Origin of the sequence: Amycolatopsis albispora, assembly GCF_003312875.1 — a bacterium.
Classification (GTDB): Bacteria; Actinomycetota; Actinomycetes; order Mycobacteriales; family Pseudonocardiaceae; genus Amycolatopsis; species Amycolatopsis albispora.
Map to the genome: position 1 here is coordinate 4,970,827 of NZ_CP015163.1, position 25,056 is coordinate 4,995,882.

Annotated in this window: 22 protein-coding genes; 8 read left to right on the forward strand and 14 right to left on the reverse strand. The window is 70.7% G+C overall.

Going from position 1 to position 25,056, the window contains the following annotated elements:
- Positions 1–8: 8 nt before the first annotated feature.
- Entirely contained in the window at positions 9–488 is a 480-nt protein-coding gene (gene ybaK / locus A4R43_RS23385) for a Cys-tRNA(Pro) deacylase (protein ID WP_113697825.1), read from the forward strand.
- A 142-nt stretch (positions 489–630) separates the two neighbouring features.
- Here ybaK and A4R43_RS23390 read toward each other — a convergent pair whose 3' ends face one another.
- Complete coding sequence (locus A4R43_RS23390; RefSeq protein WP_113694296.1) at positions 631–1,239, reverse strand: alpha/beta hydrolase family protein; 609 nt, start codon at positions 1,237–1,239, stop codon at positions 631–633.
- Positions 1,236–2,006 carry an SOS response-associated peptidase gene (locus A4R43_RS23395; protein WP_113694297.1) on the reverse strand — a complete coding sequence of 257 codons (771 nt, stop codon included), beginning with the start codon at positions 2,004–2,006 and terminating at the stop codon, positions 1,236–1,238. The genes A4R43_RS23390 and A4R43_RS23395 overlap by 4 nt, the downstream gene beginning before the upstream one ends.
- A gap of 142 nt (positions 2,007–2,148) precedes the next feature.
- Here A4R43_RS23395 and rsgA point away from each other — a divergent pair, with 142 nt between their 5' ends.
- Together rsgA and A4R43_RS23405 are read left to right on the forward strand one after the other, a co-directional pair.
- The gene (gene rsgA / locus A4R43_RS23400) at positions 2,149–3,153 is read left to right on the forward strand and encodes a ribosome small subunit-dependent GTPase A (protein WP_113694298.1); all 1,005 of its coding nucleotides are present in this window, start codon (positions 2,149–2,151) and stop codon (positions 3,151–3,153) included.
- Between the two features lie 107 nt (positions 3,154–3,260).
- Complete coding sequence (locus A4R43_RS23405; RefSeq protein ID WP_113694299.1) at positions 3,261–4,091, forward strand: SCO4651 family lipoprotein; 831 nt, start codon at positions 3,261–3,263, stop codon at positions 4,089–4,091.
- Positions 4,092–4,151: 60 nt separating this feature from the next.
- Here A4R43_RS23405 and pruA read toward each other — a convergent pair whose 3' ends face one another.
- The 3 genes from pruA to A4R43_RS23420 form a co-directional block, all read right to left on the reverse strand.
- Positions 4,152–5,780: an L-glutamate gamma-semialdehyde dehydrogenase gene (gene pruA, locus A4R43_RS23410; protein WP_113694300.1), complete on the reverse strand. Its 1,629-nt coding sequence runs from the start codon at positions 5,778–5,780 to the stop codon at positions 4,152–4,154.
- An 81-nt stretch (positions 5,781–5,861) separates the two neighbouring features.
- Positions 5,862–6,371 carry a DUF6912 family protein gene (locus A4R43_RS23415; RefSeq protein ID WP_113694301.1) on the reverse strand — a complete coding sequence of 170 codons (510 nt, stop codon included), beginning with the start codon at positions 6,369–6,371 and terminating at the stop codon, positions 5,862–5,864.
- Positions 6,368–7,780, reverse strand: a complete 1,413-nt coding sequence (locus tag A4R43_RS23420; RefSeq protein WP_113694302.1) for a WS/DGAT/MGAT family O-acyltransferase — start codon at positions 7,778–7,780, stop codon at positions 6,368–6,370. The genes A4R43_RS23415 and A4R43_RS23420 overlap by 4 nt, the downstream gene beginning before the upstream one ends.
- Positions 7,781–7,815: 35 nt before the next feature.
- Here A4R43_RS23420 and A4R43_RS23425 point away from each other — a divergent pair, with 35 nt between their 5' ends.
- The gene (locus A4R43_RS23425; RefSeq protein WP_162788567.1) at positions 7,816–8,589 is read left to right on the forward strand and encodes a TrmH family RNA methyltransferase; all 774 of its coding nucleotides are present in this window, start codon (positions 7,816–7,818) and stop codon (positions 8,587–8,589) included.
- On the opposite strand, the gene A4R43_RS23430 is transcribed toward A4R43_RS23425, so the two are convergent.
- Complete coding sequence (locus A4R43_RS23430) at positions 8,575–8,961, reverse strand: HAD-IA family hydrolase (protein ID WP_113694303.1); 387 nt, start codon at positions 8,959–8,961, stop codon at positions 8,575–8,577. The genes A4R43_RS23425 and A4R43_RS23430 overlap by 15 nt on opposite strands.
- Positions 8,962–9,077: 116 nt before the next feature.
- On the opposite strand from A4R43_RS23430, the gene A4R43_RS23435 reads away from it, so the two are divergent.
- On the forward strand, positions 9,078–9,539 hold the full coding sequence (locus A4R43_RS23435) for an Rv3235 family protein (protein WP_113694304.1): 462 nt from the start codon (positions 9,078–9,080) through the stop codon (positions 9,537–9,539).
- A 435-nt stretch (positions 9,540–9,974) separates the two neighbouring features.
- On the opposite strand, the gene secA is transcribed toward A4R43_RS23435, so the two are convergent.
- The 3 genes from secA to A4R43_RS23450 form a co-directional block, all read right to left on the reverse strand.
- Entirely contained in the window at positions 9,975–12,806 is a 2,832-nt protein-coding gene (gene secA, locus A4R43_RS23440) for a preprotein translocase subunit SecA (RefSeq protein ID WP_113694305.1), read from the reverse strand.
- A gap of 185 nt (positions 12,807–12,991) precedes the next feature.
- A complete protein-coding gene (gene hpf / locus A4R43_RS23445; RefSeq protein WP_113694306.1) occupies positions 12,992–13,675 on the reverse strand; it encodes a ribosome hibernation-promoting factor, HPF/YfiA family in 684 nt (227 codons plus the stop codon).
- 544 nt (positions 13,676–14,219) lie between these two features.
- The gene (locus A4R43_RS23450; RefSeq protein ID WP_113697827.1) at positions 14,220–14,876 is read right to left on the reverse strand and encodes a ComF family protein; all 657 of its coding nucleotides are present in this window, start codon (positions 14,874–14,876) and stop codon (positions 14,220–14,222) included.
- Here A4R43_RS23450 and A4R43_RS42860 point away from each other — a divergent pair.
- Positions 14,875–15,165 carry a hypothetical protein gene (locus A4R43_RS42860; RefSeq protein ID WP_162788568.1) on the forward strand — a complete coding sequence of 97 codons (291 nt, stop codon included), beginning with the start codon at positions 14,875–14,877 and terminating at the stop codon, positions 15,163–15,165. The genes A4R43_RS23450 and A4R43_RS42860 overlap by 2 nt on opposite strands.
- A 100-nt stretch (positions 15,166–15,265) precedes the next feature.
- Here A4R43_RS42860 and A4R43_RS23455 read toward each other — a convergent pair whose 3' ends face one another.
- The 3 genes from A4R43_RS23455 to mtrA are packed head-to-tail and all read right to left on the reverse strand — an operon-like array spanning position 15,266 to position 19,420.
- Complete coding sequence (locus A4R43_RS23455; protein ID WP_236808204.1) at positions 15,266–17,014, reverse strand: LpqB family beta-propeller domain-containing protein; 1,749 nt, start codon at positions 17,012–17,014, stop codon at positions 15,266–15,268.
- Positions 17,011–18,723, reverse strand: coding sequence for an MtrAB system histidine kinase MtrB (gene mtrB / locus A4R43_RS23460; RefSeq protein WP_113694307.1), 1,713 nt, complete (start codon positions 18,721–18,723; stop codon positions 17,011–17,013). The genes A4R43_RS23455 and mtrB overlap by 4 nt, the downstream gene beginning before the upstream one ends.
- Before the next feature lie 19 nt (positions 18,724–18,742).
- A complete protein-coding gene (mtrA, locus tag A4R43_RS23465) occupies positions 18,743–19,420 on the reverse strand; it encodes an MtrAB system response regulator MtrA (protein WP_113697829.1) in 678 nt (225 codons plus the stop codon).
- A gap of 168 nt (positions 19,421–19,588) precedes the next feature.
- Between mtrA and A4R43_RS23470 the strand changes: the two genes are divergently transcribed.
- Entirely contained in the window at positions 19,589–20,374 is a 786-nt protein-coding gene (locus tag A4R43_RS23470; protein WP_113694308.1) for an IclR family transcriptional regulator, read from the forward strand.
- 14 nt (positions 20,375–20,388) lie between these two features.
- Here the strand turns inward: A4R43_RS23470 and A4R43_RS23475 are convergent, their stop codons facing one another.
- Both A4R43_RS23475 and ahcY read right to left on the reverse strand, forming a co-directional pair.
- Positions 20,389–21,030: a dTMP kinase gene (locus A4R43_RS23475; protein ID WP_236808205.1), complete on the reverse strand. Its 642-nt coding sequence runs from the start codon at positions 21,028–21,030 to the stop codon at positions 20,389–20,391.
- A gap of 102 nt (positions 21,031–21,132) precedes the next feature.
- Positions 21,133–22,605: an adenosylhomocysteinase gene (gene ahcY, locus A4R43_RS23480; RefSeq protein WP_113694310.1), complete on the reverse strand. Its 1,473-nt coding sequence runs from the start codon at positions 22,603–22,605 to the stop codon at positions 21,133–21,135.
- Between the two features lie 87 nt (positions 22,606–22,692).
- Here ahcY and A4R43_RS23485 point away from each other — a divergent pair, with 87 nt between their 5' ends.
- Positions 22,693–25,047, forward strand: coding sequence for a hypothetical protein (locus A4R43_RS23485; protein ID WP_113694311.1), 2,355 nt, complete (start codon positions 22,693–22,695; stop codon positions 25,045–25,047).
- Positions 25,048–25,056: the final 9 nt, after the last annotated feature.

Genomic DNA, 25,056 nt, shown 5'->3' on the forward strand with positions numbered 1-25,056 from the left:
TGCGCTTCATGGCGGGCAAGGGCACACCGGCGACGGCGCTGCTGGTGAAGCAGAAGATCACCCACAAGCTGCACGCGTACGAACATGATCCTCGCCACGAATCGTACGGCGGCGAGGCCGCGGCGATCCTGGGCCTGGACCCGGCGCGCGTGTTCAAGACGCTGGTGGCCGATGTGGACGGGAAGCTGACGGTCGGCGTGGTCCCGGTCACCGGCTCACTGGACTTGAAGGCTCTGGCGGCGGCGGTCGGCGGGAAAAAGGCGCGCATGGCGGACGCCACGGCCGCCCAACGCGCGACGGGCTATGTGCTGGGCGGCATTTCCCCGTTGGGGCAGCGGAGCAAGCTGCCGGTGGTGATCGATGCTTCGGCTGAGCAGTACGACACGATCCACTGCTCGGCGGGACGGCGGGGCCTGGAAATGGAACTGGCCCCGGGGGACCTGATCCGCCTGACCAAGGCAACCGTCGCCCCCATCGCGGGCGCCTAGCGCGCGGGGCCGCAGGTGTCACGAATGTGGCTTTCGAGACGTTGGGCGTCTCGAAAGTGGCTTTCGTGACATCCGGCAACGCGGGTCGCGGCGAGCCCCCTCACCGGTGCCGCTCGGGCCCGGGGAGCCCGTCAACGCCCACTCAGTCGAGGGGACGCAGGACTCGTTCCAGCCATTCCGAGGTGGCTCGTCCGACGCCGTCCAGGTCGGCGCTCAGGCTGTGGTCTCCGGCCAGTAGCACCAGTTCGTGGTGCGGCCCCGCCGCCGGGATGCCGAACGGGTCCCGCTCCCCCTGCACCACGAGCGTCGGCACCTCGACACCGTCCAGCTCCGGCTGCCGCGTCTTTTCCGGCTTCCCCGGCGGGTGCGTCGGGAACGCCAGGCACAGCACGGCCACCGCCTGCCCCGCCGCGGACGTGCGGCACGCCACCCGCGCCCCCGACGAACGGCCCCCGAAAACCGCGGGCAGCCCGTCGAACTGGTCGTCGACCGCTTCCGCGACGGTCAGCCAAGCGTTGTCCAGCTGCTTCGCCGGCGCCGGGGCCCGTCGCCCCGCCACCCGGTACGGCTGCTCGACCAGCACCACGTGCACCCCGACCGCCTGCGCCGCCCGGGTCACCACGATCAGGTCCTTCGCACCGAACCCGCCACCGGCACCGTGCCCGAGCAGCAGCACCGCCCGGCCCTCCTCGGCGCAGTGCAGCTCGACCCGCGCCGGGCCGTAGTCGGTGTCCACCTGCACGGTGGTCATTGCGACGGCACGTCGAACAACGCGCCCTTGTCCAGATCGGTCGCCTGCTCGGCGCGCTCGACCAGCTCGGGCCCGTTGTTGCGGACGTTGTTCACCCGGCTCGACACCGGCCGCAGCTCCAGCGCGTCGACCAGGTCCAGGCTCGGCGGCGCCAGCAGCTCCGAGACGTCCTCACGATCCGGATCCAGCCAGCTGCCCCAGTTGTTCTTCGCCAGCAGCAACGGCATGCGGTGGTGGATGTCGGTGAGCGGGCCGACCGCGTCGGTGGTCAGCACCGAGCAGGTGATCAGCGGCGGCGCCTCCGGGTCCTCCCGGTCGCGCCAGCTCTCCCAGATCCCGGCCATGACCAGCGTGGACTCGTCCCGCGGGGTCATGAAGAACGGCTCCTTCTCCTTGCCGTTGCGCCGCCATTCGAACCAGCCGTCGGCCGGGAGCAGGCAGCGCTTGCGCGCCAGCGCCTTGCGGAACGCGGGCTTCTCGTGCGCGGTCTCGGACCGGGTGTTGATCATCTTGCTGCCCACCGACGGGTCCTTCGCCCAGAACGGCACCAGCCCCCAGCGCATCACCCGCAGCGTGCGCACCGACGGTTCGTCCTCGAGCACCTTGCCGTCGGCGTCGCGGGGGTGGCGCTGCACCACGGCGAGCACCTTCTTCGTCGGCGCCACATTGTGATCCGGCGACGGAGCGTGACCACCGGTTTCATCGGCCGCCTCGAACTCCTGCACCAGCTTGGCCGGGTTCTTCGTGGCGGCGTAACGACCACACATCGCGGCCCCACCTCCGATCTGCGTACACGTGGCGAAACCATGGTTCCACGCCCGTGGCGGCCTTGGCGAGTGCGCCGCGTGACCGGGTGGGCCCGATGGGGGATCATCTTCGGCGTAACGGGTACCGGAAGGAGCTGGGCGGTTGAGCCGACGGGATTGGCGCAAGCTGGATGAATCGGACGTCCGCGTCCGCCCTGGCAAGGGCACCCGCCCGCGGAGCAAGCGCCGCCCCGAGCACGCCGACGCCACCACCGCCATGGTCACCGGGGTCGACCGCGGCCGCTGGACCTGCGCGGTCAACGGGGATCCCGCCCGCTCGGTGACCGCCATGCGCGCCCGCGAACTCGGCCGCACCCCGGTGGTGGTCGGCGATTCGGTGGGCCTGGTCGGCGACGTCAGCGGCCGCCCCGACACGCTCGCCAGGATCGTCCGCGTCGACGAGCGCACCAGTGTGCTGCGCCGCACCGCCGACGACACCGACCCGTACGAGCGCGTGGTCGTGGCCAACGCCGAGCAGTTGGTCATCGTCACCGCGCTGGCCGACCCGCCGCCGCGGCCCGGGTTCATCGACCGCTGCCTGGTCGCCTGCTACGCGGGCGGGCTCGAGCCGCTGCTCTGCCTGACCAAGGCCGACCTGGCCGATCCGGCCGAGCTGCTCGCCGGGTACGCCGACCTGGCCGTGCCCGCGGTGGTCACCCGGCACGACGAGGAGCCGGACGAGTTGCGCGAACGCGTCGAAGGCCGCGTCTCGGCGCTGGTCGGGCACTCCGGGGTGGGCAAGTCCACGCTGGTCAACCGGCTGGTCCCGGACGCCGCGCTGGCCACCGGCGTGGTCAGCGCGGTCGGCAAGGGGCGGCACACCTCGGTGGCCGCGGTCGCGCTGCCGCTGCCCGGCGACGGCTGGGTGATCGACACCCCGGGCGTGCGCTCGTTCGGCCTGGCCCACGTCACGCCGGACGACATCGTGGACTCGTTCGAGGAGTTCACCGAAGCCGCCGAGGAGTGCCCGTCCGGCTGCGGTCACCTGGGCCCGCCCGAGGATCCGGACTGCGTACTGGACGACGTGGTCACCGAGGGTGACGCCAAACCGGAACGGCTGGCTTCACTCAGAAGACTGCTTGTTTCCCGCGCCGGTCTCGAATCGTGACCATTAATCCGGCAACCCACACCACCGGGCGGCGCGTGTCTGGGACGCTGTAGCCCTACTGGGGGAACAACTCGCCCAGACGATCACAAGATGTGAGAGGTACCCGGATGCGCAAGACAGCGCTCGCTGCCAGCGGCTTCGCGCTGCTGCTCGCGCTCACTGCCTGTGGCAGCGAGAGCACGCCGACCACCACCAACACCGCGGCCCCGCAGGCCGCCGACAAGCCGGCGTCCTCGCTGTTCAACGACGCCCAGGAGCTGGTCCGCACCGCGTCGAGCAAGGCGGATCAGAGCAAGACCGCCAAGTTCACCATCGACATGAACATGATGGGCCAGAAGATCAGCGGCTCCGGCCAGGGATCTTTTGAGGGCACCAACAGCAAGATGTCGATGACCATGCAGATGATGGGCATGTCCCTCGAGATGCGCATGATCGACGGCCAGGTTTACATCAAGATGCCGGAGGGCCAGCGCGCCGGCGGCAAGCCGTGGATCAAGGCCGACAAGGCCGCCCTCGCCGAACTGGGCCAGTCGATGGACCAGGCCGAGCAGAGCGACCCGCGCAAGTTCCTGGAGATGATCCAGAAGGCAGGCAAGATCAACAAGGCCGAGCCGGCCACGCTGGACGGCCAGGAGGTCAGCCACTACGTCATCGACCTGGACCTGAAGAAGGCCGGCGGCATGGCGGGCGCCAGCGAGGCCCAGCTCTCCCAGCTGCCCGACGGGGTCATCGTGCCGCTCGAGCTGTGGCTGAACGCCGAGCAGCTCCCGGTGCAGATCACCATGGACATGGGCGCGATGATGAAGAAGATGGCCGAGCAGAGCGGTCAGCAGCTGCCGCCCGGTGACGCCAAGATGACCATGAAGTACAGCGACTGGGGTGCCCCGGTCGAGGTCGAGGCGCCTCCGGCCGACCAGGTCGGGACGATGCCGAAGTAACGGCACGAGCCGCGAAAACGCCCCCGGAGCCGCCTGGCGCCGGGGGCGTTTTTTCGTTGCTCAGCCCATGTGCGGGTAGCGGATGTCCGTCGGCGCGTCGAAGGTTTCCTTGATCGCGCGCGGGCTGGTCCACCGCTGGAGGTTGAACATCGAGCCCGCCTTGTCGTTGGTGCCCGACGCCCGCGAACCGCCGAACGGCTGCTGGCCGACGATCGAGCCGGTGGGCCGGTCGTTGACGTAGAAGTTGCCCGCGGTGAACCGCAGCGCCTGGTGCGCCTGGTGCACGGCCGCGCGGTCGTCGGCGAACACCGCGCCGGTCAGCGCGTACGGCGCGGTCTGGTCGACCAGTTCGAGGATGCGCGCGTAGTCGGCGTCCGGGTAGACGTGCACGGCCAGGATCGGGCCGAAGTACTCGGTGGCGAAAACCTCGTGCGACGGGTTGTCCGAGACCAGCACGGTCGGCTCAACGAAGTAGCCGATCTGGTCGTCGCAGTTCCCGCCGACCAGCAGCTCCAGCTCCGGGTCACCGTCCACACTGGACAGCAGATCGCGGTGCTTGGCGAAGGCGCGCGCGTCGATCACCGCACCGCCGAACATCGACAGGTCGGTGACGTCGCCGTACTTCACCGTGCGCGTCACGTCGGCCAGCTGGTCGCGCAGCCCACCGTCCCAAAGGGACCGTGGCACGTACGCACGTGAAGCGGCGGAACACTTCTGGCCCTGGTACTCGAAAGCGGCCCGCACCAGCGCGGTGACCAGCTTGTCCGGGTTCGCCGACGAGTGCGCCACCACGAAGTCCTTGCCGCCGGTCTCCCCGACGATGCGCGGATAGGCGCGGTAGCCGTCCAGGTTCTCCGCGATCCTGCGCCACAACAGCTTGAAGGTCGCGGTGGACCCGGTGAAGTGCAGCCCGGCGAAGTCCGGATCGGCCAGCGCCACCTCGCTCACCGCGCGCCCGTCGCCGGTGACCAGGTTGATCACGCCCGGCGGCAGCCCGGCCTTCTCGAACACCTCCATGGTGTAGTGCGCGGCCAGCTGCTGCGTCGGCGTCGGCTTCCACACCACGGTGTTGCCCATCAGCGCCGGGCTGCTGGGCAGGTTGCCCGCGATGGCGGTGAAGTTGAACGGGGTGATCGCGGTGACGAACCCGTCCAGCGGCCGGTACTCCATCCGGTTCCACGCGCCGGGCACCGACAGCGGCTGCTCGGCCAGGATGCGGCGGGCGAAGTGCACGTTGTAGCGCAGGAAGTCGATCAGCTCGCAGGCCGCGTCGATCTCCGCCTGCTGCACCGATTTCGACTGCCCGAGAATGGTGGCCGCGTTGAGCGTGTCGCGGTAGGGCCCGGCGATCAGGTCGGCCGCGCGCAGGAACACCGCGGCCCGCTCGTCGAAGGGCAGCTCGCGCCAGCCGGGCGCGGCCTCCTTGGCCGCGGTCACCGCGTCGGCGACGTCCTCCGGTGTGGCGTTCGCGGACACCCCGAGCACGTGGGCGTGGTCGTGCGGCTGGACCACGTCGAAGGCCTCACCACCGGCGAAGCGGCGCCGCCCGCCGATGGTCTGCGGCAGCTCGTGCTTCTCGCCCTCCAGCTCGGCGATCCTGCGCTGCAAGGACTCCCGCTCGCCGCTGCCGGGCGCGTAGGTGTGCACCGGTTCGTTGACCGGGTGCGGAACGGATGTCACCGCGTCCATGACTTGCTTCGCCTCCTGTGGTTTCTCGGGCCAGACGGGCGCCTTGTGGGCGCGGTGCCCATCCTGGCACGGAAACCGGGGTCAAAGCAGTTCGAGCAGGAAGGGCAACTCCTGTGGGGCATACCAGGCCAGCTCGTGGTCTTCGGCCTCGCCGAGGGCGAATTCGGCGTCGTCGTCCCCGAGGTCGGCGGCGTCGATCACCGCGGCGGCGGCCACCACGGCGGCCTCAGCCTCGGCGGTGTCCACGTGCACGGCGGCGATCTGCGCGAGTTCCACCGGACCGGAGATCCGCACCACCGCCGCGTCGAGGTCCGGCCGCGGCGTGGCCTGTTCCACGTCGGCGGAGATCACCACGCGCCGCGGCGGGTTCTTCTCGTCACCGCCGTCGTCCTGCTCGGCGGCGATCAGCCGCAGCGAGGCCCTGGCCGCGTCCAGCAGCGCGGCGTACTCCAGTTCCTCGGTGTCCCCGCTGGTGTAGGACTCGCGCAAGGCCGGGGTCAGCGCGAAACCCGTGCCGCCGAGCGGTGCGAACCGCCCGTCCTCGACCAGGCGGCGCAGCGTGCCGATCGTCGCCGGCAGGTAGACCCTCACCAGTCCGCTCCCTTGAGTTCGTCCAACGCCTCTTCGATCATCCCGCCGAGCAGGTCCACGTCGTACATCGCCTTGCGATCCCCGTTCAGTCCGAAGTAGACACCACCGTGGTAGGAGGTGACCCCGATCGCCAGCGCCTGGTTCTTCGCCAGCGGCAGCACCGGGAACATCTCGGTCATTCTCGCCGGGCCGGCGTAGAGCGGCACCTGCGGACCGGGTGAGTTCGTGATGACCAGGTTGAAGAACCGCCCGGAGAACGAGTTCGCCGCCCTGGCGCCGAGCGAGTGCAGGGTGGCCGGGGCGAAGCCGCCCACCCGCAGCAGCGTGCGCGCGGCCACCGACCGGCCGGAGTCCAGGTGCGCGGACATCGCGTGGCCGATGTGCTGCAGCCGCAGCACCGCGTTCGGCTCGCCGACCGGCAGGTCGACCAGGTACGCGGCTACCTCGTTGCCGACCAGTCCGGCCGAGGAGAACTCGGTTTCGGCGTCGCTCACCGCCAGCGGCACCAGCGCGCGCACGGTGGAGTCGGAGGTGAGCGCCGCTCCGCGCGAGAGCAGCCACTCGCGCAGGGCACCGGCCACCACTGCGAGCACCACGTCGTTGACCGTGCCGCTGTGCTCGGCACGCACCTTGCGGAAGTCCTCCAGCCGCGTGCGCACCACGGAGAACATGCGCCCGCCGGACACGGGCGCGTTCAGCGGGCCCTCCGGCGCGGGCCGGGCCACGCTGCGCAGCGTCGCGGCCACCCCGCTGATCGCCTCGGTGACCTTGCCGACGGTGGCCACCGCGTCCTTGGCGGCGCCCACCGCGGTGTTGACCAGCTCCCCCGGGCGCTGCACGGTCTCGCTGACCGCGTCGAGCAGCAACTGGGTGCGGCTGGGCTGGCGGCGCGGGGTCCAGGTGTCCTCGAACTCCGCGAGCTCCGCCGCTTCGGCCGGGGTGTCGTCGAGGATGAGCTGCCCGAGTTCGATGGTGCCGGTGCCGTCGACCACCGCCTGATGGGTCTTGGTGACCAGCGCGACGCGGTCGTCGGACAGGCCCTCGACGAAGTAGACCTCCCAGAGCGGCCGCTCCAGCGCCAGCGGGCGCGAAACCAGCCGCGCGACCAGGTCGAACAGCTGGTCGTCGGTACCGGGAGCGGGCAGCGCGGACCGCCGCACGTGGTAGTTCAGGTCGAAGTCGACGTCGTCCACCCAGAGCGGCCTGGCCAGGTGGCCCGGCACGCCGAGCACGCGCTGGCGGTACCGCGGCAGGTAGCCGAGGCGCTGGCCGATCAGGGCGAGCACGTCGGCGTAGGTGAACCCCGCGCTCGGCCGCTCGAAGACCGCGACACCGCCGACGTGCATCGGCGTCACCGGGTCCTCCATGTAGAGGAAGGAGGCGTCCAGCGCGGACAGGCGGTCTTGCATGCGGTGATCCTGACACACCCTGTTCTAATGCTCTCGTGCGTGAGTCGAATTCCGCGGTGTCGCCGAAGGACCGCTTCCTGACCGTCTACGGGCGCAAGCCCGTGCTGGAGGCGCTGGCCGACGCCGCCTTGGAAGTCGACAAAGTGATTTTGGCCGACACCGCCCGCGGCCCGGGAGCCGCCGAGATCCAGCGCGCGGCGAAGGCGGCCGGTGTGCCGGTCCAGCGCGCCAGCGCGCACCGGGTGAAGGTGCTGGCCGGCAACGGTAAGCAGGACCAAGGCGTGCTCGCCGACGTGGTGGCGCCGCGGATGCGCCCGCTGCACGCCGCGCTGGACGAGCGGGTGCCGCCGGGACGGCTCCTGCTGCTCGACGGCATCACCACGCCGGCGAACGTCGGCATGATCCTGCGCACCGCGACGGCGGCGGGGGTCGGCGGCATCGTGGTGCCTCGGCGTGGGGTGGCCGCGCTGGACCCGCTGGTGGTGAAGGCCTCCGCTGGGGTGGCGTTCCGGGCGCCGGTGCTGCGGTGCGGGAGTGCCGAGGAAGCCGCAACGCTGCTCACCGAGGCCGGGTACGCGATCTACGCGCTGGGTGCCGGTCGGCGTGCCAAGTCGATTTTCGAGGCTTCGCTGCCGGAACGCGCGGCTTTTGTGCTCGGGGGCGAGACGGGCGGGGTGAGCGAGGCCGTCGGGGAGCTGGCGACCGGCTGGCTGTCGATTCCGATGCCGGGTGAGGTCGAATCGCTCAACGTCTCGGCCGCGGCGGCGGTGCTGTGCTTCGAGCTGGTGCGCCGGTCACGAGCTGAATAGGGCGTCGAGTTCCAGCAGGGTGGCGTTGACCGAGGTGTGGTGCACGCCGACCATGCCCGCGGCGACCGCGCCGCGCACGTTGCCCGCCGAGTCGTCGACGAAAACGCACTGCTCAGGCACCAGGCCGAGGCGGTCGGCGGTGAGGACGAAGACCCGTTCGTCCGGTTTCGCGACGCCCACCTCGCCGGAGAACACGAGCGCGTCGAAGAACGGCTCGAGGCGGCGTTTCGCGGCCCCGGTGGCGCCGGGCGCGTTCGACAGCAGGGCGGTTTTGACGCCGCGGTCGCGGAGCAGGTCCACCGCGTCGAAGAGGGCGGCGGCGTCGGGATCGGTGAGCACCCCGGCGTGGTCGAGGACGAGTCCGCGCAGCATGGTCGGCCACCCTAGCCCGTCACCGGGTCGGGCGATCTTGGACCGGATTCGCGGTGGTCGCCGCTCTAGGGGTCGACGCGGCCGGTGTGGCCGCCACGGACCTGGGGAGAGACCCTGTGGATCTCAGACCGCTGAACGCGCCGGAGACCGTGCGCCGCCTGCGCTCGGTACCGGCCGGTGAGCAGCTGGAACTACCGATCTTCACCGGTGACGCCGGTGCCGGGCCGGACCGGCCGGGCCCGCCGGTGCCCGGCAGGCGGACGCTGGAGCGGATGGTCACCGCGATCCTGGAACTGTGCTGCGGCCGACGGGCGCGGGCACAGCTGCGGCCACTGCTGCGCCCCGACGTGTTCACGAAGCTGACCGCGGGGATCACGCCGCGATATGCGCTGGTGAACTCGGTGCAGGCCTGCTTCCCCAGCGCGGGTGTGATCGAAACCTGCGCCACCCTGCGCGGAGGCGCGCGGCCGGTCGCGGTGGCCGCGCGCTTCGAAGCCACTTCGAACGGATGGCTGTGCGTGGCCTTCGACTTCGTGGGGATGCCGCACACGCGGACGCGGCCAAGCCACGTGGGATAGGTGAGGAGGGCTGGGAGCCCCAGGTGCGCCTTGCTGGGGCACTTGGCTCTCTGGGCTGCCCGGGCACGCCTACGTACGACGTGACGGGTGGCCGATGCGGATGCCGCGGCCGCCCGCGCGACCGTGCGCCCGAGCCGTCCGCCCAGCGACCCGTGTGAGCCGCCCGCGCGCCCGAACCGCCGCCCAGCGGCCGTATGCCCGAGCCGCCCGCGCGCTCGAACTGTCGCCCAGCAGCCGCGTGCCCGGGCGGCCCGCCCGGGCTCGCTGCTGACCGGCGGGAGCCGGAATGGCCCGGCCGACCTTCACGTACGACCGGTCGTACGTGAAGGTCGGCCGCCTTGCCGGATGCCGGTGAGCGCGGTGCCTGGGGAACGAGGAAGGCCACGCACCCAACACGAGGGTGCGTGGCCTTCGCCGGTACAGCAGTCGCCGGGGTTAGCGGCGCGGGCCCTTCTTGCCCTTCTTCGCCTGGGCGCGGGCGGCCGCGCGGCGTTCGCGGCGGGTGCCGCCGCCGCTGGCCGCGTCATCGGCGCCGGCCGCGTCGCCGTGGGACTCGACGCCGCCGTCTTCGGCCGGGCCCGAGTAGGTCAGGCCGCGCTGCGTGCCACCGCCGAGACCCTTGCCCCGCAGGGCGGCGGGCACCGGGTCGGTCTTCGGCTGCGGCGGCACCGGCTGCGCGTGCCGCCCGTTCTCCTCCGGCGCCGCACCGTTGGCGCCACCGGTGGGCAGCGGCACCGGCAGGTCGGTCGCCGGCTCGGCCGCCGGCGGCGGGTCCTGCCGCTCGACCTGCAGGTTGAACAGCAGCCCGACCGCGTCCTCCTTGAGCGCCTCGACCATCCGGTCGAACATGTCGAAGCCCTCGCGCTGGTACTCGATCAGCGGGTCACGCTGCGCGACCGCGCGGAGGCCGATGCCCTCCTTCAGGTAGTCCATCTCGTAGAGGTGCTCACGCCACTTGCGGTCCAGCACCGACAGCATCACCCGGCGCTCCAGCTCGCGCATCGCACCTTCGCCGACGGTGGCGTCGATCTCCGCCTCACGCCGCTCGTAGGCCGCGTGGATGTCCTCGACCAGCGCGTCACGCAGCGACTCGGCGTCCAGGTCGTCGCTCTCGTCGGCCAGGTCCTCCCACTGCACGCTGACCGGGTACAGCATCTTCAGCGCGGTCCACAGCTTCTCGTGGTCCCAGTCCTCGGCGTAGCCCTCGGCGGTGGCCTCGGTCACGTAGGCGCTGACCACCTCGGTGAGCATGTTCGTCACCTGGTCACGCAGGTCCTCGCCCTCCAGCACCTTGCGACGACGGCTGTAGATGACCTTGCGCTGCTGGTTCATCACCTCGTCGTACTTGAGGACGTTCTTGCGGATCTCCATGTTCTGCTGCTCGACCTGCGTCTGCGCGCTCTTGATCGCCTTGGAGACCATCTTGTGCTCGATCGGCACGTCGTCCGGCAGGCGCATGGTGGTCATCACGCGCTCGACCATGGTCGCGTTGAAGCGCCGCATCAGCTCGTCGCCGAGCGAGAGGTAGAACCGCGACTCACCGGGGTCGCCCTGACGGCCGGACCGGCCGCGGAGCTGGTTGTCGATGCGGCGCGACTCGTGCCGCTCGGTGCCCAGCACGTAGAGCCCGCCCGCTTCGCGGACCTCCTCGGCCTCGGCCTTGACCTCGGCGTTGACCTCTTCGAGCACCTTCGGCCAGGCGGCCTCGTACTCCTCCGAGTGCTCCACCGGGTCGAGCCCGCGCTCGCGCAGCACTTCGTCGGCGATGATGTCCGGGTTGCCGCCGAGCACGACGTCGGTACCACGACCGGCCATGTTCGTGGCCACCGTGACCGCGCCCTTGCGCCCGGCGCGCGCCACGATCAGCGCCTCCCGGTCGTGGTACTTCGCGTTCAGCACCTCGTGCGGGACCTGCAGCTTGAGCAGCAGCTTCGACAGGTGCTCCGACTTCTCCACACTGGTGGTGCCGACCAGCACCGGCTGCCCCTTGGCGTGCCGCTCGGCGATGTCCTCGGCGACCGCCTCGAACTTCGCCTCCTCGGTCTTGTAGATCAGGTCCGGCTGGTCCACGCGGATCATCGGCCGGTTCGTCGGGATCGGCACCACACCCAGCTTGTAGGTCTGGTGGAACTCGGCGGCCTCGGTCTCCGCGGTACCGGTCATGCCCGCGAGCTTGTCGTAGAGGCGGAAGAAGTTCTGCAGCGTGATCGTGGCCAGCGTCTGGTTCTCGGCCTTGATCTCGACGCCTTCCTTGGCCTCGATCGCCTGGTGCATGCCCTCGTTGTAACGACGGCCGGCCAGGATACGGCCGGTGAACTCGTCGACGATCAGGACCTCGCCGTTGCGGACGATGTAGTCCTTGTCGCGCTTGTACAGCTCCTTGGCCTTCAGCGCGTTGTTCAGGTACCCGACCAGCGGGGTGTTGGCCGCCTCGTAGAGGTTGTCGATGCCGAGCTGGTCCTCGATGAACGCGACGCCCTTCTCGGTGACGCCGACCGTGCGCTTGCGGATGTCCACCTCGTAGTGCACGTCCGCCTTCATCAGCGGCGACATCCTGGCGAACTCGACGTACCAGCGCGAGGACTGGTCCGCCGGGCCCGAGATGATCAGCGGGGTCCGCGCCTCGTCGATCAGGATGGAGTCGACCTCGTCGACGATGGCGAAGTTGTGGCCGCGCTGCACGCAGTCGTTGATGTCCCACGCCATGTTGTCGCGCAGGTAGTCGAAGCCGAACTCGTTGTTCGTACCGTGCGTGATGTCGCAGTTGTAGGCCGCGCGGCGCTGCTCCGGGGTCATGTCGGAGAGGATCACGCCGACGTCGAGGCCGAGGAAGCGGTGGATGCGGCCCATCCACTCGGCGTCACGTTTCGCCAGGTAGTCGTTGACCGTGATGACGTGCACGCCCTTGCCCGCGATGGCGTTGAGGTAGGCGGGCAGCACCTGGGTCAGGGTCTTGCCTTCACCGGTCTTCATCTCGGCGACCTGGCCGAGGTGCAGCGCGGCACCGCCCATCAGCTGGACGTCGAACGGCCGCTGGCCGATCACCCGCCAGGCCGCTTCGCGCGCCACCGCGAAGGCCTCCGGCAGCAGGTCGTCGAGCGATTCCCCGTTGGCGAACCGCTCGCGGAACTCGCCGGTCTTCGCCTGCAGTTCGGCGTCCGAGAGGTTCTTGACGTCGTCTTCGAGGGTGTTGATGTGGTCGGCGATGTGGCGCAAGCGCTTGACCATCTTGCCCTCGCCCGCGCGGAGCAGGCGGTTCAGAACCATCTCAGGAGACCTCACTATGACTATGCGTACTTCGGGGGGTCGGGGGGTTGCCCGTCCACCATCGTAGGGAACGTGCCGGTGTTCGTGCACGCACCGCCGTACGAAAGATGCTGCTCGGACAGGCCGACGGCCCGCACGCGCGGAGCGTGCGGGCCGTCGGACGGGTGGACGGAACGGGTTTCAGCTCACTTCGCGAGCCGGATCACGCCGTAGTCGAAGCCCTTCCTGCGGTAGACGACACTCGGCCTGCCGGTGTCGGAGTCGTTGAAGAGGTAGAAGTCGTGCCCGACCAGCTCCATCTCGTAGAGGGCCTGGTCGACGCTCATGGGTTCCGCGTCGTGCTGCTTTTCGCGGACGATGCGGCCGGGGAGGTGTTCGGCCACACCATCGTCCCAGCGCTGCTGGGGCACGTCGATCTCGGCCGCGCGACCGGCTTCGAGCGGCAGGTCGTCGTGGACGGGCGCGTCCAATACGGCGGTGCTCGCGGCGGGCCGCCTGCCGGAATCGGCCATTCCGCCTGCCACCGAGGTCGCTTCGGCGACCGATTCGGAACGGCGGCGTCCATAGTGGACACGACGCCGGTCGTGGGACCGGCGGAGGCGGTTCTCCAGCTTGCTCACCGCGGCGTCGAGCGCGGCGTAGAAGTCGCCGGCACAGGCTTCCGCTCGGACGGCGGGTCCCTTGCCAGCCACGGTGATCTCCACGCGCTGGCAGTTCTTCGCCTGGCGGCGGTTGGGCTCGTGGAAAAGTTCCACGTCGTAACGGATGACCTTCTTGTCATAGCGTTCCAGCCGCGACAGCTTTTCGCTGACGTGTGCCCGGTAGTGCTCGGGCACCTCCACGTTACGGCCCTTCACGACGATGTCCATACACGACCTCCCTCGCTGAATTGACTGCGAGCTTGTGAGCATTACGGCGCCGGTGAAATCGGGACTGCATATTTCGGAATCCGCCGGAGCGGCAGAACGGAAGTACGCCTCGCTGAGAGAATCCGGCGACACGGTCACGACGTCTCGTGGCGGCCGACCGGACGCGGGCTCAGCGCGCCTCCGGCGCCAGGGACATGGGCTTCTCACCTCCCCGTCTACCGGGTGTGCTGATAGCGGAGCACGTTAGCCCGCTCTGGCCCGTAACAACAGCCCCCGAGCCGGGGGATGTCAAGCCGTGAGAAGCCGTCACTGCGAGCAATGGACTACGCCGGTTACTCGTGGGTTTCCGACCCGTTCGGAGCATTGCGCGGGCACTCCTTTCACGCCAAAGGCTCAGTGAAAGGGGCCCGGAAATCGTGACGGTGACGGCGGTGGTGAACCCGGCGCCCACTCCGGCAGTACCTACTCCCCGGGGCGCTGTGGCCACTGACCGCGTCATATCCCGACAACGGGCGGGACGGGTCGAAATGTTCCCGGCGCAGCTTCACTCGGACGAGTGAGCGTTGGTCAGCGTTAACCCGGCGGTAACCGGGTAGCCCGCCGCACGCAGCACTCGCGCGCACGCCGAAACCGTGGAACCGGTGGTCAGCACGTCGTCGAGCAGCAGGACCGGGGTGCCGGGCGGCGGCAGGCCAGCTGGTTCGGGCTTGATCCGGCCTTCGAGGTTCGCGGCGCGCTGGTGCCTGGCGAGGCCGACGGCGTCCCTGGCCCGGGAGTCCAGCACGAGACCGGGCGCGACGGCCGCCGGATGGCCGCGCTCGGCCAGCAGGCGGGCGCAGGCGCGCGCCAGCCGGAGCATGTGCGGCCCGCCGCGGACCCGGGAGGCGGCCCGGCGCGACGGCACCGGGACCAGCCACCAGCGTCCGCCGGGGGCGGGGCTCGCTCCTGGTAAGTACGGTACGGCCTTCGCGAGCAGCCCGCCGAGTACGGGCGCAAGGTCTCGGCGGCCGCGTTCCTTGTAGGCGAGCACGAGGCGACGGGCGACGCCGGTGTAACGCGCGAGCGCGAACGCGGCGACCGTGGCCAGCGGGACGGGCGTAGGCGTGCCCCAGGCACGGACGCAGGTCGCGCAGCAGGCGGCACCGGGCTCGCCGCAACCAGCGCAGACGGGCGGAAGCACGAGGTCAAGGACTCTGTTCATGCCCCGAACCCTGCCGACCACCACCGACAACCCCGAATCGAACGGCAAGATCTTGCAGTTCGACGCAGGTCGCGACCGAGGGCACGCCACCAGCGGAACGGGCACGGGTACGCAGGTGGCGCAGCAGGCAGCACCGGGCTCACCGCAACCGGCGCAGACGGGCGGAAGCACAAGGTCAAAGACTCTGCTCATGCCCCAAACCCTGCCGACCACCACCGACAACCCCGAACCGAACGGCAAGATCTTGCAGTTCGACGGACACGATCCCGGAGGTCGCGCCGACGCCTGAGGTGAGCGCTCGGCGCGGCCCCCAAGGCCGTGACGAGTGCTCACCTGAGGCGTCGGCTCAACAGCGACCTCCGCGCCTCGGCGAAGCCGAGGCCAACGACTCAGCCCGGGTAGAACGGGATGGCGTCCCCGGGGATGGAGTGGTCGTGGGGGCTCCAGACCTCCCCCACCTCCGAGGCGGTCCACAGGCCTTCGACGTCGGCGACCACGACCGGGCGGCTCGGCGCGGCGGTGATCGCGTGCAGCGGCGGCGTCAGGTTCGACAGGTTGAACTGGTCCAGCCGCAACCCGTCCACCGGCACGCGGACCACCGGCAGCGAAGCCGAGTCGGTGATCGCCACCAGGCTGTCCTGGCTCGCCCAGTCCACGTCCTTCACGTTCCGCAGCCGCTCCGCCTGGAGCATGCGCGGCGACCGCAGGATCACCGAGTCCGCGGTCCGCACCACCGACGCGACCACCAGGTTCCCCGCCATCACCATCGCGACCCGCGTGCCGTCGCGCGACAGGCGGATGGCGGAGATGTCCGCCCCCAGCGAGCGCACGGTGTCGGCGTTGACCACCTGGCTGGCCCAGGTGCCCTGCGCGGTCCGCAGCACCCGCACCACCTGCGAGCCGTCGACCACCGTCCACAGTTCGCCGCCGCCACCGGGCCCCGGCAGCGCGGGCCGCCAGGTCGGTCTGCTCAGCCTGTCCCCGCTCAGTTCGGTCCTGGCCAGTTCGTGCCCGAACTCGCCGACCCGCAGCCACAGCCGCCCGTTCTCGCGCTCGACCACCGCCAGCTGCCTGCCGTCCAGCGACTGCGCCGCGGTGACCACGTCATAAGCGCGCGCACCGGCGGGACCCGGGATCGGCGCGCCGTCGCTGAGCGAGCGCACCCGGCCGCCGGAGACCATCAACCCGTGCAGGTCCGAGCCCGGCGACGCCGCCGTTTCGTACGACGGGATGTCACTGGCTCGCCACTCTTCGCGACCGGGCACCAGCGAAACGCCGTCCGAAAGCAGTCTGATCCGGCTGCTCGTCACGCTCTGCAGCGATCTCACCACCTGCGCGGCGATCAGCAGCTTCTGCTCCTCGCTCTGCTCACCGACGCCGGTCAGTGGCACGGTCACCACGCCGTCGGGACCGCCCGCCACGTTCTGCTCGATCGCCGCCTGCTCACCCAGCGGGTTGTTCACCGCGCCGTCGAGGAAGTCCGACGGCCCGGCGAGCAGCAGGTCGATCACCCGGCCGGGCAGCCCGGACTGCGGTTTCTGCACCACGTACCGCAGGTCCGGCACCAGCGCGTTGCGGTCGCTGGCGAAGAAGTACACCGGCACGCGGAAGTAGTTGCGAGTGAAGTCCGGCTCGGTGATCACCACGTTGTTGGCGGGCGAGACGATGCGCCACTGGCCGTCGGGCTGCCGCGCCAGCTGGACCGGCTGCTCGAACCCGCCGCTCAGCGGGATGAACGCGCTGTCCGGGCCCAGCTTGCCGACGTTCGTGCCGCGCAGCAGCACGATCCGCCGGTTCTCGTCGGCCGGCTGCTGCGGCGCGTAGACCGTGTCGAACTTCTCCTCCATCACGGTCAGCCCGCGATCGGGCCGCCAGGTCGCCTTGGACGGCGGGTCGAGGAACACCCGCGCCCTGGCGTTGTCGTTGTTCGGCTGCGCGCTCGCTTCGACGAACTCGCGGACCACGCCCAGCGCGTCGAGGTCCTTCTCCGGTTCGGGCACCGGCGGTGCGGGCGGTGCCATGCCGCCCGAGGAAATGACCCGCGCCTGCGACTCCTCCGGCACGGTGGCGCACGCGCTCGCGCCCAGCACGGTCAGGCAGGCCAGCAGCGCGCCGATCGCCCGCAGTCGTTTCCTCACCTGACCTCCTCGCGTTCGGCGGCCACCAGGTCCGGCGTCACGGACACCTCACCGGCAGGTTCGTCGGGCTCGATGCCGATGAACCCGCCCGGCGGCACGTCCGGCGGCAGGTCCAGCGGGCTCTGCTCCCACTCCTCACCCTGGCGCAGCGGCAGCGTCAACCGGAAGCAGGCACCGCGGTCCGGCTCGCCCCACGCCTCCAGCTCACCGCCGTGCAGCTTCGCGTCCTCCAGGCTGATCGCCAGGCCGAGGCCGGTGCCGCCGGTGCGGCGGTTGCGTGACGGGTCGGCGCGCCAGAACCGGTTGAACACCAGCCCGGCCTCGCCGGTCCGCAGGCCGACGCCGAAGTCCTGCACGGTGATCGCCAGCGCGTGCTCGTTGGTGGCCATCCGCACCCGGACCGGCTCGCCCTCGCTGTGGTCGACCGCGTTGGCCAGCAGGTTCCGCAGGATCCGCTCGACGCGCCTGGCGTCCAGCTCGGCTTCGACCGGCGTGTCCGGCAGCTCGATCTCCAGCGCGCTGCCCGCCTCGCCGGCGATCACCTTGACCTGCTCGACCACGCGCCGCACGATCGGCCGCGCGTCGATCAGCTCCGCGGACAGCTCCTCGACCCCGGCGTCCAGCCTGCTGATCTCCAGCAGGTCGCCGAGCAGCGCTTCGAACCGGTCCAGCTCGTCGACCAGCAGCTCGGTGGACCGCGCCAGCCCCGGCGGGAACTGCTCACGCGAGGCGTGGAGCACGTCGGCGGCCATGCGCACGGTGGTCAGCGGGGTGCGCAGCTCGTGCGAGACGTCCGAGGTGAACCGGCGCTGCAGCTGGCCGAACTCCTCCAGCTGCCGGATCTGCCGCTGGATGCTCGCCGCCATCTCGTTGTACGACTGGGCGAGCTTGGCCAGGTCGTCCTCGCCGAGCACGCCGAGCCGCTGGTCGAGGTCACCGTCGGCGAACCGTTCGGCGGCGGCCGCGGCCCGGCGCACCGGGTGCACCACCTGGCGGGTGACCAGGTTGGTGATCAGCACCAGCAGGAACAGCAGCACCAGGCCGCCGACCAGCAGCGTGTTCTGCACGGTCGAGACGGTGTTCTGCTCGGCGGTCAGCGGGAAGAGCAGGTACAGCTGCAGCGGCCGCGGCGCGCCGGTGATCGGGGCGCCGATCATCAGGTACGTGGTGCGGGCGCCTTCCGGACCCGCGGTGTGGATCTGCTCGGAGAACTGCTCGCCCTCGACGAACTGCCGCAACCGCGGGGTGACCTTGTCGAACGGGCCGGCCACCACGTTGGTCTCGACGGACTTCCCGGGATCCGCGCTGGCCAGCACCGGTTCGAAGGCACCCGCGCTGGCGCTGGTCGGGTCCTGCCCGGTGGGCACGCTGGTGATCTTGCGGAGCGCGTTCTCCAGCCGCGGCTTGAGGTCGTCGGTGGCCGCGTCGATGCCGGACAGCTCGCTCTCGGCGCTGTCCAGGATGGCCCTGGTCTGCGCGATCGCGGCGGTCTTCTTGGTCTCGATCAGCCGGTCGGTGATCTGGTTCTGCAGCACCATGCCCAGCACGAAGACCACCGCCGACGACAGCGCCAGGGTGGAGATGGTGACCCGGAACTGCAGGGACTGCCGCCACAGCTCGCCGAAGTCGATGGACCGGCGGCGCAGGAACGCGGCGACCCGCCTGCCGGTGGCCGCGGTCGCCCGGCCGACGGCGACGAGCCTGCTCATCCGGCCCGCACCGGTCTGCTCACGGCGGGCCCGCCTTGTACCCGACGCCGCGCACCGTCAACACCACCTCGGGGTGCTCCGGGTCCTTCTCCACCTTCGAGCGCAGCCGCTGGACGTGCACGTTGACCAGCCGGGTGTCGGCGGCGTGGCGGTAGCCCCACACCTGCTCGAGCAGCACCTCGCGGGTGAACACCTGACGCGGCTTGCGCGCCAGCGCGACCAGCAGGTCGAACTCCAGCGGGGTGAGCGGAATGGCCTTGCCCTCCCTGGTCACCTCGTGCCCAGGCACGTCGATGGTCAGGTCGCCGATGGCCAGCGACTCGGCGGGCTCGGACTCGGTGCGGCGCATGCGGGCCCGCACCCGCGCCACCAGCTCCTTCGGCTTGAACGGCTTGACCACGTAGTCGTCCGCGCCGGACTCGAGGCCGAGCACGATGTCCACCGTGTCGCTCTTCGCGGTCAGCATCACGATCGGCACGCCGGACTCGGCGCGGATGGCCTTGCAGACGTCGATGCCGTTCATTCCCGGCAGCATCAGGTCGAGCAGGACGAGGTCGGGCTTCAGCTCGCGCAGCGCCGGCAGCGCACGCGAACCGTCCGCGACCACAGCGGTGTCGAACCCCTCCCCACGCAGCACGATGGTGAGCATCTCCGCGAGCGCAGGGTCGTCGTCGACCACCAAGACACGTGCCTTCATGTTCACATACTCGCACCCACCTGCGTGCGCGCACGCACGACCCGGCGAACTGCGGGTGATCATCGCCGCACTTAGCCCGGATGGACGATCAAGTCACCCGGTCGCCGGGGCGGGCCCGGCTCACCCGGTCGGCCGAGCCGGACCGCGCAGAACGGTTACCGTTGCGCCATGCGGAACTCCGAGCAGAGCAAGGGAGCCCCGAGCCAGGTCCAGTCCGTCGACCGCGCGATCAGCGTGCTGGAGCTGCTGGCGCGCAACGGCGAAACCGGGATCACCGAGATCGCGCACGAACTGGGCGTGCACAAGTCCACCGCGTCCCGCCTGGTCAGCGTGCTGGAGGCACGCGGGCTGGTGGAGCAGCTCGGCGAACGCGGCAAGTACGTCATCGGCTTCGGCATCGTCCGGCTGGCCGGGGCGGCCACCGGGCGGATGGACCTGGCCAGGCTGGGCAGGCAGACCTGCCAGTCACTGGCCGAGTCGCTCGGCGAGACGGTCAACATCGCGGTGGCCGACGAGGGCGGCGCGATCAACATCAGCCAGGCCCGCGGCTCGGCCGCGATCACCACGCAGAACTGGACCGGCCAGCGCACCCCGCTGCACGCCACCTCCAGCGGGAAGGTGCTGCTCGCCTACATGCCCGACGCCGAGCGGCGCCGCATCCTGCGACGGCGGCTGGAGCAGTTCACCCCGCGCACCACCACCGACGCGGCCGCGTTGGGCGCGGAACTGGAGCGGGTCGCCGAGGACGGGTACGCGGCCTGCTTCGAGGAACTGGAGCTGGGCATGCACGCGGTGGCCGTGCCCATTCACGGCGCGCACGGCGAGGTGGTCGCCGCGATGAGCGCCTCCGGGCCGTCCTACCGGCTGTCCCGCCAGCGCGTGCGGCAGCTGGTGCGCCCGATGACCGAAGCCGCCGCGGAACTGTCCGAGCAGCTGGGCTACTTCCAGCACTGACCGTCCAAAGAGGACTACTTCAGCAGGTCGCCGGCGAGTGCCGCGGTGTCCACCGCGTTCGCACCGTCGAGCACGAACCACGGGGACAGCCAGTTCTCCGCGGCGAGCTGGTCGTAGACCTCGCCGCAGCGGGCCTGCAGGCCCTGGTCGGATTCGAAGGCGTCCCTGGCGCGGTCCGCTTCTTCACGCGCACGCCGCTCGGCACGTTCCGCGGCCACCTCACGCGGCACGCGGAGCAGGATCTGCGCGTCCGGCACCGGCAGGCCGAACCGGCCGATTTCCAGTTCCCGCACCCATTTCACGACTTCGCCGCCGCTGTCCTGGTGCAGTCGCGCCGCCGCGTACGCCGCGTTGGAAGAGACGTAGCGGTCGAGCAGGACCACGTCGTGCCCGGCGAGCAGCCGCCGGATCTCGTCCGCGGCGCCCGCCCGGTCGAGGGCGTAGAGCAGGCCCATGCCGTACACGGAATCGGCGAGATCGCCGTGGCCCCGGTGGAGCGCTTCGCGCACCAGGTCGGCGTGCACGCTCACGCCGTAACGCGGGAACGCCAGCGTGCCGACGGTCGCGCCCGCGTTGTGCAACGCCTTCGTCAGGTTCTCCGTCAGGGTCCGCTTACCGGCCCCGTCGAGCCCCTCGATCACCACAAGCCTGCCCACCGCCGCAGCGTACCGGCGGCGGTGGGCAGGGGTGCGATGGACAGGGTGAGGGCTCGGCTTCCCGGCGACCTCGCCCGCCGCGCCGGAGGCGCGGCCAACAACTCAGTACCTGTAGTGGTCGGACTTGTAGGGGCCTTCGACGTCGACGTCGATGTACTCGGCCTGTTCCTTGGTGAGCTTGGTCAGCTCGCCGCCGAGGGCTTCGAGGTGGATCTTCGCCACCTTCTCGTCCAGCTTCTTCGGCAGCCGGAAGACCTCGTTGTCGTATTCCTCGTGCTTGGTGAACAGCTCGATCTGCGCGATCACCTGGTTCGAGAAGCTGTTCGACATCACGAAGGACGGGTGCCCGGTGGCGTTGCCGAGGTTGAGCAGACGGCCCTCGGACAGCACGATGATCGACCGGCCCGACGGGAACACCCACTCGTCTACCTGCGGCTTGATGTTGTTGCGCACGATGCCCGGGTACCGCGCCAGCCCGGCCATGTCGAGCTCGTTGTCGAAGTGGCCGATGTTGCCGACGATGGCCTGGTGCTTCATCTTCTCCATGTGCTCGACCATCACCACGTCCTTGTTGCCGGTGGTGGTGATCACGATGTCCGCCTCGGGCAGCACCGACTCCAGCTTCTTGACCTGGTAGCCGTCCATCGCCGCCTGCAGCGCGCAGATCGGGTCGATTTCGGTGACCACCACGCGCGCGCCCTGGCCGCGCAGCGATTCCGCGGCGCCCTTGCCCACGTCGCCGTAACCGCAGACGACCGCGACCTTGCCACCGATCAGCACGTCGGTGCCGCGGTTGATGCCGTCGATCAGCGAGTGGCGGATGCCGTAGCGGTTGTCGAACTTCGACTTGGTCACCGCGTCGTTGACGTTGATCGCCGGGAACAGCAGCTCACCGGCGGCGGCGAGCTGGTACAGGCGCAGCACGCCGGTGGTGGTCTCCTCGGTGACCCCGAGCACACCCTCACCGATCTTGGTCCACTTGCCGGTGTCGGCGGCGAGGGATTCCTTGAGCAGGCCGAGGAAAACCTTCCACTCGTCGGGATCGTTGTCGTCCGGCGACGGCACCACGCCGGCCTTCTCGAACTCGGTTCCCTTGTGCACCAACATGGTCGCGTCGCCACCGTCGTCGAGGATCATGTTCGGGCCCTCGCCGCCCCAGGTGAGCATCTTCTCGGTGCACCACCAGTACTCCTCGAGCGTTTCGCCCTTCCACGCGAAGCAGGGCACGCCCTTCGGCTCCTCCGGGGTGCCGTGCGGGCCGACCACCACCGCCGCGGCCGCGTGGTCCTGGGTGGAGAAGATGTTGCACGAAGCCCACCGCACCTCGGCACCGAGCGCGACCAGCGTCTCGATCAGCACCGCGGTCTGCACGGTCATGTGCAGCGAGCCCGAAATCCTGGCGCCACGCAGCGGGTACACCTCCGCGTATTCACGCCGGAGCGCCATCAGGCCGGGCATTTCGTGTTCCGCGAGGCGGATCTCCTTGCGGCCGAATTCGGCCAGTGCGAGATCGGCCACGGCGAAGTCGATCCCGTTGCGGGTCTGCAGCCGCGCGGCAACGCTTTCGGACGACATAGTGGTGGTTCCTCCAAGGCTCGCTGACGCCAGAACAGTACCGTGTCTTCCTCAACGAACAATTGAGCTCAGCTAAGGAGACCCGCAGTGCCATTACCAGGTCCGGACGCCCGCGTGGTGGAGATTCGCGTGGCGGGCCTGGTCGGCACCACCGGCGAGGCCCTGCTTGACGCGACCGCGGCGGTGGACGTCGCCGGGGACGGGATCGGGCAGTTCACCCGCCCGGCCGATCGGCTCCGCCGTCCGGCCCCCGGCCCGGTGCTCCAGGCGCTCGGCCGCACCGTGCCCCGCATCCTCGAGGGTTACCTCTGGAGCCGGATGACCTCCGGCGGAGTGGCGAAAGCCACTTGGGCGCTGCTGTTCCCGTTCTCGCTGGCGAACGTGGCGCACTGGATGCTGCCGCCGGTGCCGGAGCACAGCCGTGTCGCGCGGGTGCTCGCCGCGGTGTGCCGCAGCCTGCTGCGGGTGGCCTCGCTCGCGCTGACCATGTTGCTGGTCAGCCAGGTCGCGGTGATCACGCTCGACCTCGTCGCCGCGCAGTGCCTCGCGCCGAACACCGGCTGCCTGGACTGGGCCCCCTCGTGGTCCAGGGACAGCGCGGTCGCCCGGCTGTCCATCGGGCTGGTCCCGCTGCTGCTGATGATCTTCCTGCTGCACCTGATCTCATCGACGAACTGGGTGGTGACGTCGAAACCGGTCGAACCGGTCGGCGACCCGCTGCCCGGCGACGACCTGCGCACCTCACCGGACACGCCGCTGCTGCGCTGCCTGCACACGCTGTCCGCGCTGGCGTGCGTGGCGCTGCTGCCGCTCGGCGGTCCGCTGCGGCCGCCGTCCGACGCCTTCGGCGCGGTGCTGTGGGGCGTGGCGGCCGGGCTGATCGCGCTGGGGCTGATCCTGGTGGCGGTGCTGGACGTGCGCGTGCTGACCCGCGCCATGGGCCGCTGGACCCAGCGGCTAGTGCTGGGGCTCGGGCTGGCGCTGGTGATCGCGGTGGTGGTGCAGGTGCGCGAGGTGCCGCAGGTGCTGCCCGGCACGCAGGGGCTGGTCGAGGTGATCGGCGGCGGGCTGCTCGTGGTGGTGGTGCTGTTCGCGTTGCTGCTGATCCCGTCCGCGCTGCTGGCCAGGCGCGGCTGGCGGGCGCTCCCCCGCCGCCTCCGGCCGTGGATGGGCGGCTGGGCGTCGGCACCGGCGCTCGCGCTCGCCGGGCTGCTCGGCGGCGGGTTCGGCGCGGGCGTGGCGATCGCCGGGCGCAAGCTGCTCGGCACCGGCGAACTGGTGCTGCCGCGTGGGTACACGCTGCTGACCATGGTCTGGGGCCTCGGCATCGTGGTGGCCGCCGTGCTCGCGGTGTACGGCTTCGCCGGTGCGGTCCCGCGGCGGCTGCGCAAGCGCGGCATTCCGAAGGTCGTCGAGATGCTCCAGGACAAGCCGCAGGACCGCGAGGACGCGGCGGCGGCGTGGGCGCGTTCGGCCTGGGAACGGCGCCGGCTGCACCAGCTGGTGCTGGCCGTGGTGCTGGTGATGTCGGCGGCGACGCTGGCGCTGCTGGCGGTCCGGATCGGCGACCTGCCGCTGCCGTCGTGGCTCGACCCGCTGTCGGCGCTGGGTGTGTTCGCGCTGGGTGCGCTCGCGGCGGGGCTGCTGCGGGTGGTCTACACCGCGGCGACCAGCCCGGAGCGCAGCAGGCACCTGGGCGCGCTGGCCGACCTGGTCTGCTTCTGGCCGCGGGCAGCGCACCCGACGGTGCCACCCTGCTACGCGCTGAAGGTGGTGCCGGAACTGGCCGCGCGCACCCGCGTCCACCTGCAGGAGCCGAACACACGCGTGGTGCTGGCGGGCTACAACCTCGGCGGCTTGCTCGCCGTGGTCACCGCGGCGCGGCTGATGCGGGAGCTGCCGGAAGCCGACCGGTCACGCGTCGGCGTGCTCACCGCGGGTTCGCCGTTGCAGTGGGGGTACCAGCGCGCGTTCCCGGCGGTGCTGCCGCACCGGACGCTCGCGCGGCTGTACGGCAGGCTGGACGGGCGGTGGCGCGGGCTGAGCCGCGGCACGGACACCTTCGGCGGTGGTGTGACCACCTGGCGGCACGAGGTGACCGACGGCAAGCTGCACGGCGTCGGCTACCTGCCGGACGGCACGGTCGGGCCGCTGCAGCCCGCCGAATGCGGCAGCACCGGGGCCGTGGTGCTCGGCGGCGACCACTGGCTGCCGGACCCGCTGCGGGAGCCGTCGCCGGGGCACCGGTGGGCGCCCGGCGTCTGCCGGCACGCCGACTACCTGGCGGACCCCGAATGGGACCGGGCGGTGGCGTGCGCGGCGGGCCTGGAACTCCCCGGCAAGCCGATGCGACCGGCGGCGGAGCAGTTCCCGCTGTTCGGGGACCTGCCACCGGTCGAACGGCCGCGGTTCAAGCTCGACCTGCGTCACTCCCCCAACTGAGGGGCCCGA

Coding starts and splice junctions, on each gene's coding strand:
- A4R43_RS23405 (WP_113694299.1), top strand. CDS start 3,261: ATGCGCAAGACAGCGCTCGCTGCCAGCGGCTTCGCGCTGCTGCTCGCG.
- ybaK (WP_113697825.1), top strand. CDS start 9: ATGGCGGGCAAGGGCACACCGGCGACGGCGCTGCTGGTGAAGCAGAAG.
- pruA (WP_113694300.1), bottom strand. CDS start 5,780: ATGGACGCGGTGACATCCGTTCCGCACCCGGTCAACGAACCGGTGCAC.
- A4R43_RS23450 (WP_113697827.1), bottom strand. CDS start 14,876: ATGAACAGAGTCCTTGACCTCGTGCTTCCGCCCGTCTGCGCTGGTTGC.
- hpf (WP_113694306.1), bottom strand. CDS start 13,675: ATGGACATCGTCGTGAAGGGCCGTAACGTGGAGGTGCCCGAGCACTAC.
- A4R43_RS23420 (WP_113694302.1), bottom strand. CDS start 7,780: ATGCAAGACCGCCTGTCCGCGCTGGACGCCTCCTTCCTCTACATGGAG.
- mtrB (WP_113694307.1), bottom strand. CDS start 18,723: ATGAGCAGGCTCGTCGCCGTCGGCCGGGCGACCGCGGCCACCGGCAGG.
- A4R43_RS23395 (WP_113694297.1), bottom strand. CDS start 2,006: ATGTGTGGTCGTTACGCCGCCACGAAGAACCCGGCCAAGCTGGTGCAG.
- A4R43_RS23390 (WP_113694296.1), bottom strand. CDS start 1,239: ATGACCACCGTGCAGGTGGACACCGACTACGGCCCGGCGCGGGTCGAG.
- A4R43_RS23470 (WP_113694308.1), top strand. CDS start 19,589: ATGCGGAACTCCGAGCAGAGCAAGGGAGCCCCGAGCCAGGTCCAGTCC.
- ahcY (WP_113694310.1), bottom strand. CDS start 22,605: ATGTCGTCCGAAAGCGTTGCCGCGCGGCTGCAGACCCGCAACGGGATC.
- A4R43_RS23430 (WP_113694303.1), bottom strand. CDS start 8,961: ATGCTGCGCGGACTCGTCCTCGACCACGCCGGGGTGCTCACCGATCCC.
- mtrA (WP_113697829.1), bottom strand. CDS start 19,420: ATGAAGGCACGTGTCTTGGTGGTCGACGACGACCCTGCGCTCGCGGAG.
- A4R43_RS42860 (WP_162788568.1), top strand. CDS start 14,875: ATGCCCCGAACCCTGCCGACCACCACCGACAACCCCGAATCGAACGGC.
- secA (WP_113694305.1), bottom strand. CDS start 12,806: ATGGTTCTGAACCGCCTGCTCCGCGCGGGCGAGGGCAAGATGGTCAAG.